General features: G+C 43.1%; 17 protein-coding genes. 7 read left to right on the forward strand and 10 right to left on the reverse strand.

The window, feature by feature from the left end:
- Positions 1-42 precede the first annotated feature (42 nt).
- The 5 genes from MED222_RS12820 to MED222_RS12800 form a co-directional block, all read right to left on the reverse strand.
- Complete coding sequence (locus tag MED222_RS12820) at positions 43-699, reverse strand: type IV secretory system conjugative DNA transfer family protein (protein WP_009846695.1); 657 nt, start codon at positions 697-699, stop codon at positions 43-45.
- A gap of 125 nt (positions 700-824) precedes the next feature.
- Positions 825-1,331 (reverse strand): hypothetical protein, encoded by a 507-nt coding sequence (locus MED222_RS12815; RefSeq protein ID WP_009846696.1) that lies wholly within the window; start codon positions 1,329-1,331, stop codon positions 825-827.
- A gap of 14 nt (positions 1,332-1,345) precedes the next feature.
- The gene (locus tag MED222_RS12810) at positions 1,346-1,723 is read right to left on the reverse strand and encodes a hypothetical protein (RefSeq protein WP_009846697.1); all 378 of its coding nucleotides are present in this window, start codon (positions 1,721-1,723) and stop codon (positions 1,346-1,348) included.
- Positions 1,720-1,974: a hypothetical protein gene (locus tag MED222_RS12805; protein WP_009846698.1), complete on the reverse strand. Its 255-nt coding sequence runs from the start codon at positions 1,972-1,974 to the stop codon at positions 1,720-1,722. Before MED222_RS12805 ends, MED222_RS12810 begins: the two co-directional genes overlap by 4 nt.
- Entirely contained in the window at positions 1,971-2,255 is a 285-nt protein-coding gene (locus tag MED222_RS12800) for a hypothetical protein (protein ID WP_009846699.1), read from the reverse strand. The genes MED222_RS12805 and MED222_RS12800 overlap by 4 nt, the downstream gene beginning before the upstream one ends.
- A 166-nt stretch (positions 2,256-2,421) precedes the next feature.
- On the opposite strand from MED222_RS12800, the gene MED222_RS12795 reads away from it, so the two are divergent.
- Positions 2,422-2,895 (forward strand): hypothetical protein, encoded by a 474-nt coding sequence (locus MED222_RS12795; RefSeq protein ID WP_009846700.1) that lies wholly within the window; start codon positions 2,422-2,424, stop codon positions 2,893-2,895.
- 545 nt (positions 2,896-3,440) lie between these two features.
- Here MED222_RS12795 and MED222_RS12790 read toward each other — a convergent pair.
- On the reverse strand, positions 3,441-4,049 hold the full coding sequence (locus MED222_RS12790; RefSeq protein ID WP_009846701.1) for a hypothetical protein: 609 nt from the start codon (positions 4,047-4,049) through the stop codon (positions 3,441-3,443).
- A gap of 6 nt (positions 4,050-4,055) precedes the next feature.
- A complete protein-coding gene (locus MED222_RS12785; protein ID WP_009846702.1) occupies positions 4,056-4,241 on the reverse strand; it encodes a hypothetical protein in 186 nt (61 codons plus the stop codon).
- Between the two features lie 214 nt (positions 4,242-4,455).
- On the opposite strand from MED222_RS12785, the gene MED222_RS12780 reads away from it, so the two are divergent.
- A complete protein-coding gene (locus MED222_RS12780; RefSeq protein ID WP_009846703.1) occupies positions 4,456-4,728 on the forward strand; it encodes a helix-turn-helix domain-containing protein in 273 nt (90 codons plus the stop codon).
- 247 nt (positions 4,729-4,975) lie between these two features.
- On the opposite strand, the gene MED222_RS12775 is transcribed toward MED222_RS12780, so the two are convergent.
- The 3 genes from MED222_RS12775 to MED222_RS12765 form a co-directional block, all read right to left on the reverse strand.
- Complete coding sequence (locus MED222_RS12775) at positions 4,976-6,700, reverse strand: ATP-binding protein (RefSeq protein WP_009846704.1); 1,725 nt, start codon at positions 6,698-6,700, stop codon at positions 4,976-4,978.
- Entirely contained in the window at positions 6,700-7,884 is a 1,185-nt protein-coding gene (locus tag MED222_RS12770; RefSeq protein ID WP_009846705.1) for an FIST signal transduction protein, read from the reverse strand. Before MED222_RS12770 ends, MED222_RS12775 begins: the two co-directional genes overlap by 1 nt.
- Positions 7,885-7,999: 115 nt before the next feature.
- Entirely contained in the window at positions 8,000-8,365 is a 366-nt protein-coding gene (locus tag MED222_RS12765; protein ID WP_009846706.1) for a hypothetical protein, read from the reverse strand.
- Positions 8,366-8,617: 252 nt separating this feature from the next.
- On the opposite strand from MED222_RS12765, the gene ccoN reads away from it, so the two are divergent.
- From ccoN to MED222_RS12740, 5 genes are all read left to right on the forward strand, one after another.
- The gene (gene ccoN / locus MED222_RS12760) at positions 8,618-10,051 is read left to right on the forward strand and encodes a cytochrome-c oxidase, cbb3-type subunit I (protein ID WP_009846707.1); all 1,434 of its coding nucleotides are present in this window, start codon (positions 8,618-8,620) and stop codon (positions 10,049-10,051) included.
- An 11-nt stretch (positions 10,052-10,062) separates the two neighbouring features.
- A complete protein-coding gene (gene ccoO, locus MED222_RS12755) occupies positions 10,063-10,683 on the forward strand; it encodes a cytochrome-c oxidase, cbb3-type subunit II (protein ID WP_004742292.1) in 621 nt (206 codons plus the stop codon).
- Between the two features lie 9 nt (positions 10,684-10,692).
- On the forward strand, positions 10,693-10,869 hold the full coding sequence (locus MED222_RS12750; protein WP_009846708.1) for a CcoQ/FixQ family Cbb3-type cytochrome c oxidase assembly chaperone: 177 nt from the start codon (positions 10,693-10,695) through the stop codon (positions 10,867-10,869).
- Entirely contained in the window at positions 10,869-11,843 is a 975-nt protein-coding gene (gene ccoP / locus MED222_RS12745; protein ID WP_009846709.1) for a cytochrome-c oxidase, cbb3-type subunit III, read from the forward strand. Before MED222_RS12750 ends, ccoP begins: the two co-directional genes overlap by 1 nt.
- Before the next feature lie 85 nt (positions 11,844-11,928).
- Positions 11,929-12,408, forward strand: coding sequence for a FixH family protein (locus MED222_RS12740; RefSeq protein ID WP_009846710.1), 480 nt, complete (start codon positions 11,929-11,931; stop codon positions 12,406-12,408).
- The last annotated feature ends 5 nt before the right edge of the window (positions 12,409-12,413 follow it).

Below are 12,413 nucleotides of genomic sequence, written 5' to 3' on the forward strand. Positions count from 1 at the left end.
TCATATGCCTTAGATATGCATTAAGTGTGATTTATTTCACACTTACCAACGGATTCGGCCTTTTTCCACGACCACACCGTATTGCTTGAAGTAGTCAAATTTGACTAATTTTGACTGTTCATCGGCACATATTCCGGTCAAGTCTTCTAGGTATCGGCGGCTCTTGGGTGTCTTGGTTAGCATGATGTACCCATATTCACAGTTATCGACGATGGTCTTTGGTACTTCTTGGCCACGTTGGAATAGGTTGACGGTGTGAATGTTGTACGAGCGACCAAGGCGAAGCAGCTTGCCATGATAGCCCGTTGCTTTGCCTGCACTTGTTGAGTTCTCCGCGACCTCCTCACAGATGACCTTGAGCGGCTTCTTGTGCTTGCCATTTCCGCAGCCCCATACAACACGGCAAAACAGGTCGAAGTCTTTAGCACAAGGCTCAGAGGGGCGATAAGCAATCTTAAAACCTTGCTTGGTTTCTCGTCCGGCCATGAGAGCACTCGCAAAGGTGCGTAAGTTGCTATAAACGCGAATTTTCCGGCCAACGATAAGCCCGTCATACTCACGCTTTGGATCATAGATAGCGACTTGGTCAGTCGCAGCAATCAAGAGCTTTTTGGCTAAGGACGATTTACCCGAACCCGACATGCCGACAATGTAGGCGTGGTGGTTATCGAGTTTGTTGTTATTGTTGATTGGTTCCATATCTAACCCTAATAAAAAGACCGCCCGAAAGTGGGCGGCCTTAGTGTTACTGTCTTATGTGCCTTAGATGCCTAACATCAAGCGGCTTAGATATGCATTAAGTGTGATTTGCATCACTTAACAGCTTAATGGGCGGTATGCTGCTCTTTTTCTTCCTGTGCTTCCTTAACCGCTTCAATGGCCGCTTGTCTATCGGCTTTCTTGAGGCCGCGATACTGCGCGAACAGTGAGGCACCGATACTAAGCGCAACCACACCCAAGGAAATCTCTTCCTTGTATTTCACCGCCCAAGGTGGGGGAGATACGTTGTATTTTAAGATGACGGGCGCGGCAGCCTTAGCCAAAGCGTGGGCGTTGTCTTCTCCAATCTCCAGACGTTCGTCCAGCATTTCCTTAACCGCGAAGTCAGCCATGCCCGCACCGACAAGAACGGTTTCTTCTGCTGCCTGCAGCGCAAGTTTTTGCGCGTTCACCGCTTCGACTTTCTCGTCTGCTTTGTCGATCGCGATTTGTGGATCGAAGTCGGCTTCAAGTTCGTCTAAGAACTCGGCTTTGTCTTGTTCCGTATGCGTCTCAAGTTCTTCGTTCTCGAGGATAGGCTGTTCTAATTCTTGCTTGTCTTGCTTGCTCATGGGATAGGGTGTCCTTAAATAACTTTCAATACAGTAACGGCTTTGCCAAGGGTTAAGCCAATAAACGCGCCAATGCCAGCACAGACCAAACTAGACACGCCTTTTGACTCTGTCTCGTCCTTTGGGGTTTCGTTTGGCACTTCTGGTTGCACTAATTGCGGTTCGAGTTGCGTTGATGAGTCTTCCTGTTGCACTTCGGCTACAGGGTTCAACTCTTCCAAAGGCTTGTGCTGTTTTAGATAGTCTTGAGTATTGGCATTGCTGCGCTGCTCGGTACACTTACAAACGTGACAACGTCCCTTTAGATAAGCCGAACGTTTACCGCTGCACTGACTGACTTCCATCGCTTCATCACAATTAGGGGCGGTGCATTTCACATAACCTAGAATCATTGTTCTTCTCCTTGAATCTTCTTGAGCTGTTCGCGTAGCTCATCGACTTGTTGCTGTAGGTTCTCGAGCGCGGCGACTTTGCTGTCGAAGATATCGCGGGCAGCTTCGAAGTTTGTGATCGCGTATTCCTTTACGGCACCGACCAATTTAAGGGGGGAGACTTTCGGCCAATCTGGGGACGCGTCCTCGAGAGCGCGGCGCGATTCCTTAATACCGGTGATTATCTTTGTGAAATTAGCGCGAAGATTCATAGACTCACCTTAGGAATGAAGCGTTCCATGTCGATACGTGTGTCATCTAATAACTTTGCTTCCAAAGCGGCCAGATTGCGGTTGGTTCTGTTGGCCGACTCTTTGACTCTCCGGTTGAACTCAGATTCGATTATTAAAAAATCACGTTCTAATATGGGTTCAAGCTCGTCGGCTGGATTGGTGCAACTAAAAGCATTGCCAGAAAGCAAAAACCCAAAAAGGGCGATTACTATAAAGTTAGCTTTTGGAGAAGTAAGGTGTGTATTTTTGGATGGTTCCATAGCTCGTTGCCTTAACTGACGTTAAAAGAAACAAGCCGGAGGTTTTACGAACGAGGTTTATTATACATATTTTATATATATAAGGTACTTGTTTTATATATCTTGTATCGGACTTTGATTGTCGTTACACTAATCAAAATCATGAATTGTGTAACGGTATTCAAAAATGACAGTGAATTGCAAAGCGGCCATGACAGGCACAGACAAAAATCAATTGAATGACTTTCAAAGCGAATTGTTCAAACTTGGTGATTATACTTTGTTGCCTAGCGAAGCAATCAAGCTTGCTGAAAGCTATATAGCGAAGTATCCAGACCTTGAATTTATCTCTGGTTGGGCGACACCGTTATCTGTCATTGAAGAATGCAGCAAGAAGATTAAGCCCGAAGAACAAATAACCATCTTTGATAACCTAGTACCAAATAAGCTTGGCCATGGTGGTAAAAGAAAAGGAGCAGGGCGAAAGGCAGGTATAAAAAGTAAAGTCGTTCGCGTTCCTGAACCATTAGAAGGGATCGTGTCTAGTTTGGTTCAACTCTATAAAAATGACGATTGGAACAATGACGCTAAACGAAAAGAAATAGCAAAATACATTGAAAGCACTTGTTTGCTCTCTCTCCATGTCGATTGTGATAAGTAACAAGACAAACGTATAGCGGCCACCAAGAGTGGCCGTTGTTTTACCCGCCCTAAAATCTCGCCTTTTCTTCCTGCCAGAATCATCGCGTAGCGATAGGCTCTTAGAATCACGTCCAACTAATCCCCATCCGTAGAATCACCATTCCTTTGTTGTGTATCGTCCACAGGCACACAAGGCCGCAAGTCGCTTGCGACTAAGAAAGGCCGCTTCATCAACTTATCCCCGAGTTTCGAGGGGGTAAAAGCATTAATACCATTACTATCCTTAATATCATGGTTCTAGTCGAAGACTATGAGGGCTAAATAAAAGGAGTAAGAACTAATAGTAAGAACTAGGAGTAGTTTAGATCCATATATACGCGACTTTTGCACAGGCCAAACGAGATCGAGAGAATACCAACCTCAAGCGGTTAAAAAGCAACCTACTTGTGGATAAGTTAGAGTAAAATAACTGGTTAGAACGGCAAGAATGAGCCAATATTGAGCGTTGATGATGTAGATGGATCGCAAATAACGCCAGTTAAGGCGCATAGAGAAGAGTTAGCTCTATTGTGGTATTGGGACGGGGTTTTTAGCTTCTGCCGCTTCTTTGCGGCGTCTGCGTAGCAGTGTAATAGGGGTCTGAATGTATTTCACAGGACGACCAATGCGATTAGCAAAGGTTTTAAGCCAACGTTTAGATGCTGTCTTGGCTTCTTTGTATTGCTCAAAGATACCGATATCGTGAAAATAAGCGTCTGTTACACGCTTGATAGACGCTAGGCCGCGCCATTTTTGTAGGTTGTCTTTGCCTGTATAGGTTTCTCTAGGCTGTTTGGATGTGATCCAACCTTTGTTAAACGCGAACTTAACGCACTGTTTAACACGCCAGATAGGGAAATCGCAGATATCAGCAATGTAGCCCCAAGAACGCAAAGCAAAGCCGTCCTTTGTGGCAACGCCAATCTTATTCGAGCTTAGGCACATTTCGTTTACTAGGGCTTTCATTACGATCGCAATATCACGTGCAAAGCTCTTACGAACGCCACGGCCGTTTGAAGTAAGGAATGCTATTGAGCTAGATGGACACTTAACAATCTTATCCAAAACAGAACGATTAAGAGCCGCTAAGGGGCGGTCTTTACGTTGTTTTTTGGTTAAGTCGTACATGCTCATGGTGGGTTATTTCGCCTCTAGCACTTTTGTAAGGCGGTAAAGCTCATTTAAAGCACCACGGTAGTAATTAGCAGATGCTTCTTTTGTATGCTGGCTCAAAGACGGGTTTGATTGGTATTCATCGGCGTGTTTCTGTAACGCTTCCATACGGTCTTTGATTATATCGACAGGGGTTTTACTTTGATTTGACATGGTGTTGATCCTTTTTTAATAAGTCTGGTCAATACTTGAGTGTGAACACAGCTTTTCAGACAGCCCCCAAAGAGCTTGCAATCTACTAAGGGGGCTAAAAAGGTGTTCGCAAAGTCTCCCGACTTGACGAGGTAGATTAAAGAGCATTTGCACTTTGATGGCAACCGTATTGTCCAGCGTTGGCATGCGCTATACTCCAGTCAGGAGGTGGAAAATGATTACAACATTAGAACTTTTGAAACGTCTAATCCTAAAGTACAAACTGTCTAGCGACCGACAAGTTGCAAAATTGCTTGATATCAGCCACACATCAGTTCAGAACTGGAGAAAAGGCGGTGTTATGAGTGATGATATAGCCTGTGAAGTGGCAGAAATGTTGGGATTGGATGTAGATTTAACACTACTGTCTATACTTGCTGAACGATCTAAAAATGACCGTGTAATTGAAGCAATCGAGAGACTAACTGAAGATAAAAAAACAGCATAATTTGATAGGCAAAAAGTAAGGGTATCTAATTGATTTAGTTAAGAAAGATGCCTTTATTTTTTGCCTATCCCACTGCGTATTATGTATATTATGTTAAATTGGGTTTGGTGTTTATAAGGCAGGTATCTATGTGTGATGCCCTGCCTATTGTTTGACTACCAAACTGACGTTCTATTTAACAGTAAGTCTATTTACCATAAAATACCTAATAAACATATTTCCTAATCTTCGATTAAGAATACGTTTATTAGACTTCAAGCATTAACCTATCAATTGCTTCAATGATCTCTTTGGTTCTTACAGGTTTGGTAATGAAATCATTCATACCGACATCTAAACAAGAAAATTTATCTTCTACTGATGTGTGTGCCGTTAGCGCGACGATTGGTGTTTTGATGTTTGCGTCTCTCATATATTTGGTTGTGGTTATTCCGTCCATAACTGGCATCGACACATCCATCAAGATAATGTCTATCGGGTCATTACCTCTTTCTACAAAGCCAATGGCTTCTTCACCGTTGCTTGCGATGAAAACTTCGTGGCCTTGCCGCGCAAGGATCAATTGAATCACCATCTGATTGGTTGGGTTGTCTTCAACAACTAACACTGAATAACGGGTTCTGGGAACTTGCGAGTATTTATCTTCTGCAGCATGATCTTGATTGTTCGTAACTCTCGTTAGAACTGGTAACCGCACTTCAAATTTCGAGCCTTTTCCTGGCTCACTCTCGACCGATATACGCCCGCGCATCAGTTCTACTAGTCGTTTTGTTATTGCTAAACCTAAGCCGGTGCCACCAAATCTACGTGTGATTGTGCTATCGGCTTGCACGAACGGACTGAATAATGACGAAAGTTGCTGTGAGCTGATGCCAATTCCGGTGTCTTCTACGCTAATACGGAATGAACTGTGCTGGTATGTAATAGAAACATGTACATGCCCGTGTTCAGTGAACTTTATTGCGTTACCAATGAGATTAAAAAGGATCTGTGCTAAGCGACTTGGGTCGATGTAATGTAGTTCACCTTCTGGAATGTCGCTAGTTAGGGTTAACGACAACCCTTTATCGTCTGCTATCTTCTTTTGTTCAGATAAAACAAAAGTTACAGTGTCTCTTGCATTGCTCCATTGAGGAGCCAACGAGAAGCATCCAGATTCAATCTTTGAAAAGTCCAATACATCACTGATGATCGCCAATAGGAGTTCAGATGATGTACTCATATTTAACAATATAGACTGTTGTTCATCATTCAGCGGTGTGGACTTTAGCGTGTCGATTAAGCCTATGGTGGCGTTTAGCGGCGTTCTTAACTCATGACTCATCATTGCTAAGAATTCAGATTTGGCTTTGTTGGCTCTTTCTGCGTCTTTTCTTGCTGCTACGAGTTCTGCTGTACGTTCTCGGACTGTCGCTTCAAGTTTTTCTTTGTTTTCAATATCGAAAACAGCACGCTCAATCAGCGGTCGAAATCGGTTTAGAGTGGCTTTGGTTTCAATACTAAAGTGTTTGGTATTGGAATGGATAAAGATGATAACGGATTGTGTAAGCCCGCTATCAATACCAGTAATCAGTACGGAGTTAATTTGGTCTAGGATAATGGGATGCAAAGTGCTGAATTCACCCAGAGATTTGGGTTCAAAAAGAATGGCACATTCTCCATTAATGACTCGCGATAGCTTGCCACAATCTGTCCAATTCATTTGTTCGAATACTTTGTTATTGGTTAACAGGGTTTTGAAACTACCTTCATTCCCTACTCTTGATACCACAATAAAATCATCAAACTTTATGTATTTTTTGAGTGCGAATTCGAGACTAGAAAATATTTCAGATATGTTACTCGCCTTACTGATCGCAGAGATAGTCGATAGGATCACCCTATTCTCTTCAGCTAATTTACGTTCACGGACCTTTAGTTTTTGGAGTTCAATACGAGCTTCTTGCAGCGCTTCCTGGTCTTCAGTATCCATTACTTTTTCAGCCTATAAAACGTTGCAGACGATACCATCAAATTTCCGTGCGCATTCTCACCACCAGAGAGTCTGCCTTGCTCACCAAACGTAAATGGACATATGTATGGAAGCCCACCAAGTGCGTGATTGATTTGGTCACAAACCTCATCCATATCTTGTTTTAGGTGCAGCATTGGTCCTGCACAGAATATGTTGATCGCCCCTAATTTTTCTTCAAGATCCATATCATTATAGTAAGACGAATGAATGATGTTAGCGGCACGGCTGATAAGTTGTTGCTTAGAGCCTTGCATCAAATAGATGGTGTCACCTTCATTGATATCAGTGAACAACTCGATACCGTTACACTCAGTTTCTCTGATCGAATGCGACAACTTGAAATATGGGTAGTCGTAAGAAGAACCGACCTTTCGACCTAATGGATAAACTGTCGACTTTTCAAAAATATACCCATCATCACTGCCACCTAAATGAAAATTAGTCCATTCATTATAAACGGTGGTCGCAGGCCTATGGTCGATCTCTAACAATATTCGATTTCTTACTTTGGTGACGGTGCCTGAATACTGAGTGGGTGTATGACCGGCGCTAAAAGATGAATAGATGGATTGTGACGCAAAAAACACCGTTAAAGAGACGCCATTAATAGCAAGAGCTTCTTCGGTAAAGATACTCCAATTTCCAGACACTTGATTGTCTGCTGCGCTTCCACCAATAATCGGCACCTCTGTGCCAAATTTGTTATCGATGGCCGCCATCACCTTCTCTTCATTTCCTGGGGTGGAATGGAGCAAGATAAGATCGGGTATTTCACCTTCTCGGTTGGCGTTCTTTAATGCTTTATCGATGGCGCTGAATGTACTACGGTCTATGGAATCGCCAAAGTGACTGATGCCGGTACCGTAGGCATTGATCCCGGAATCATAGATGATGAGTATCCCAATCACAGGGCCTGAATGGAACCCTGTTTCGGTCATAATACCGTGACAAGTGGTGCAGCCATGTATTGGTGTATTCGGGAGCGCATCTACCAAATATCTCTGCACAGCAAGTGTGGAGTACTCTTCGGTGCAGTAGCAGATAAGACAGGCAATATCGTCAGGGTTTGCCACCCCACTGAGCAGCTCATCTACTGCGATTTTATCGTCTAGGGAATAAGAGACTTTTGATAGAAATTTCATAGATCTCGGAAGATTTTATTAATGCTCTCTTTATAACACTTTTATACAATCTATTTCACTGACTTAGTACATATTTCTATCAAAAGAATTGAGGTGAGACTAACTTGTTACTGTGTTATTCCTTAGAAAGGTTTACAGAAAGTGTGGCTATCTGTTGTGGAAATGTAACCGTTATTGAGGAGTTCTGAGCGTTCGTTCGTAACAGCCAAATTGATGCCCCTTTTTCTTCTAGAGTTCCACTCTCATTATAGTTAATGATAAATTTACCAGTTTTAGATGTTTCGATCGAATACCCTAGGTTATCACCCGAAATTAAAACATTATGTTTATCAATAGTAATTTGGCAAGGTTTAGAAATTATACAGTTTACTGTTTCGTCATTGTCGTATGTCACTGTTCTCCAAGTAAATGCAGCTATTAAAATAACCAACATGACGATAATTTGAACAAGCCTGCCTTTTGTTAGCTTTTGTGCCGCCATTATAATCTTTACTCCTTGTTACAAAGTTCAAAGTTTTTAAATAAAAATCCAATTCCAGACCAAGCGTAAGGTTACTACTCTGTCATTGATTTGTTAATTCAAGTATAGTGTCGCGTTGAAAATGCCACTTTTTTTTAAAATCAGCAAGTGGAAATAAAGCTCTGAATAGGCTGAATTTCCTTTTCTAATTTGGGTGGCATTACGACGTGAGTCGTGTTGGAAGTAAAGTGTAGTAAATAAGAAATTGGAAGCATGCAAATGAGCCAAGAAAAGCAGCTTGAACAAAACTACAACTATACGGTCGTCCGTCAATTTACCCTCGTTACAATTTTGTGGGGTATTGTCGGTATGGGCGTTGGTGTTTTGATTGCCGCTCAATTAGTTTGGCCACAGCTAAACTTTGATACGCCGTGGCTGACGTACAGTCGTTTACGTCCCCTGCATACTAATGCGGTTATTTTTGCGTTCGGTACAAGTGCGCTGTTTGCAACATCATATTATGTTGTGCAACGTACCTGTCAGACGCGTCTCTTTGGTGGCCCTCTCGTAGCCTTTACCTTTTGGGGTTGGCAAGCGATTATCCTGTCCGCTGCAATTACTTTACCGTTAGGTTTAACCTCTGGTAAAGAATACGCAGAACTTGAATGGCCAATCGATATTGCTATTACTCTTGTGTGGGTAGCTTATGCGGTCGTGTTCTTCGGAACCATGATTAAGCGTAAGACATCGCACATTTATGTAGCTAACTGGTTCTTCGGAGCCTTCATCATCACGGTTGCCGTGTTGCACATCGTTAACAGCCTGGCTGTTCCTGTATCTGCGTTTAAATCGTACTCGATTTATTCCGGAGCGATCGATGCAATGGTGCAATGGTGGTACGGACACAATGCGGTAGGCTTCCTATTGACAGCTGGTTTCCTAGGTATGATGTATTACTTCGTTCCTAAACAAGCTGGTCGCCCTGTTTACTCTTACCGTTTGTCGATTGTTCACTTCTGGGCTCTTGTGTCTCTGTATATTTGGGCTGGTCCTCACCACCTACACTACACAGCACTTCCAGACTGGACTCAGTCTCTAGGTATGGTTATGTCTTTGGTTCTGTTTGCTCCATCTTGGGGTGGCATGATCAACGGTATTATGACTCTATCTGGTGCGTGGCATAAGCTACGCTACGACCCTATCCTACGTTTCCTAATCGTTTCTCTATCATTCTACGGCATGTCGACTTTCGAAGGCCCTATGATGGCAATCAAAACGGTTAACGCACTATCTCACTACACGGACTGGACTATCGGTCACGTTCACTCTGGTGCGCTAGGTTGGGTTGCGATGGTTTCTATCGGTTCGGTTTACCACTTAGTTCCTAAACTATTTGGTCAAGAGCGTATGTACTCTGTATCTCTAATCAATGTTCACTTCTGGTTAGCAACGATTGGTACGGTTTTCTACATTGTTGCAATGTGGATTTCTGGTGTGATGCAAGGTCTGATGTGGCGTGCAGTTAACTCTGACGGTACATTAACTTACAGCTTCGTTGAATCTGTAGAAGCATCTTACCCGTTCTACTTTGTACGCTTCTTAGGTGGTTTTATCTTCCTATCTGGTATGTTCCTAATGGCATACAACACGTACAAAACTGTTTCTGCACCTAAAGATAGCCTTAAAGCTATCCCTCAACCGGCTTAAGGAGATTTAGAATGAGCTCAAATTCAAATAATCGCCATGAGTTGGTAGAGAAGAACGTTGGCCTACTGGCGATCTTGATCGTTATTGCTATCAGTTTTGGTGCTTTAGTAGAAATTACCCCTCTTATTTTCCAAAAGCAGACGACTGAACCTGTAGAAAACCTACGCGTTTACTCTGCTCTGGAAATGGAAGGTCGTGATATTTATATCCGCGAAGGTTGTAACGTATGTCACAGCCAAATGATTCGTCCTTTCCGCTCTGAAACTGAACGTTACGGTCACTACTCTGTAGCGGGCGAAAGCGTTTGGGAACACCCATTCCTATGGGGTTCTAAGCGTACTGGTCCAGATCTAGCGCGTGTTGGTGATCGTTACTCTGATGAGTGGCACCGTGTTCACCTTATCGACCCTCGTGAACTTGTTCCTGAATCAAACATGCCTGGTTTCCCATGGCTTGCTGAGAATGTACTTGATGGCAAATTGACTCAACAGAAGCTTGAACTCTTCCGTAATCAATTTGGTGTTCCTTACACAGACGAACAAATTGCTAACGCTAAACAAGATGTTGAAGGAAAAACAGAGATGGATGCAATCATCGCTTACCTTCAATCGCTTGGCCACGCAATGAAATAAGGAATAATTATGGACATTATTACATTTCAAAGTGTTTGGACTGTTACTGTTTTTGCTTGCTTCATCGGCATCGTTTGGTGGGCATACGGCAAGAATCGTAAATCACGTTTCGACGAAGATGCGAACCTAGTGTTTGCAGACGACGAGCCGGCAACAAGTTCTAAAAATCAAGGAGTGACAAAGTAATGAGTACATTCTGGAGTATCTGGGTTAGTGCGATTACGATTGGTACCCTAATTGGTTGTGCTGTCTTGCTTCGTTGGTGTTTTAAAGATCGAACTGGCGTAGAAGAAGGTCATGATATGGGCCATGAATACGATGGTATTCGTGAGCTTAATAACCCACTACCAAAATGGTGGACATACCTTTTCATCAGTACGATTGTGTTTGCAGCGGTTTACCTTGCTCTTTACCCTGGCCTTGGCAATTTTAAAGGTCTACTAGGTTGGACAAGTTCAAACCAAGAAGTTCGTAGTATTGAAGAGTCTCGCTCTTCGATTGCTGCGGCTCAAGCGAACAAGCAGTTAGACGAGTACGCGAAAGAGCTTGATGACGCCAACACCTATTTTGGTGAAGCATTCAAAAAGCTAGCTCACGACGAAAATGGTTTACGTTCTGTCCCTGACATTGCATCAGATGCTGACGCAATTAAAGTGGGCCAACGTTTATTCTTGCAAAACTGTTCTCAGTGTCACGGCTCTGATGCTCGTGGTCAAAAAGGTTTTCCTAACCTAACTGATGACGCATGGCTATATGGTGGTGAACCACAAGCTATCGTGACAACAATCATGCATGGTCGTGTTGGCCAAATGCCAGGCTGGAAAGATGCACTTGGCGAGCAAGGCGTTAAAGAAGTGGTTAGCTACACGCTTAGCCTTTCTGGACGTAGTGTGAATGCTCGTGAAGCTGAAGCTGGTAAAGCACGCTTTGTTGTATGTGCTGCATGTCACGGTACAGATGGTAAGGGTAACCCTGCTGTAGGTGCACCTGACCTGACTGACCGCGACTGGTTGTTTGGCGACTCTCGCGCAGCTGTGACGGAAACAGTAATGTACGGACGCTCTGGCGTGATGCCTGCTTGGAAAGACATTCTAGGCGAGGATAAAGTACAACTGATTTCATCATACGTGTGGAGCTTAAGCAACTCGGATAATAAGTAACATTTCAATAACAGCCTCTTTCTAAGAGGCTGTCTTTCCTTTATTTTATAACCCCTTCTTTTTATTCTTTTTTGAGATCTTTTTTATGGTAAAGCCTTGGTATAAACAGTTTTGGCCGTGGTTCTTAATCGCGTTGCCAGCGACAGTAGTTATTTGGACCATCATGACGGTTATTGTGTTCACACAGAACTCTGTAGACCTAGTGACTGAGGATTACTATAAAAAAGGAAAAGGCATTAATGTCGACATTTCAAAAGTAAATATTGCAAAGGAACTCGGCCTTTCAGCTTCAGTTAACGAGAAAGGTAACTCAGTTATCATTACTCTTGAGAAAGGTAAACTCGATCACTTCCCTGCGATTAACGCAATGTTTGTTCACAGAACACTGCCTGACCGCGATTTTACTCAACTACTGACAGCGGATGCGAAAGGCAACTACACCATGACTTTGGATCACGAAATGCAAGGACCATGGTTTATTGAGCTTTCTCCGCATGATTCTGAATGGTTAGTGCAAGGTCGCATGAACTTCCCTATTGATACTCCTACTCAACTAACGAATTAAAGCTT

The organism is Vibrio sp. MED222 (assembly GCF_000153005.1).
Lineage (GTDB): Bacteria > Pseudomonadota > Gammaproteobacteria > Enterobacterales > Vibrionaceae > Vibrio > Vibrio tasmaniensis_A.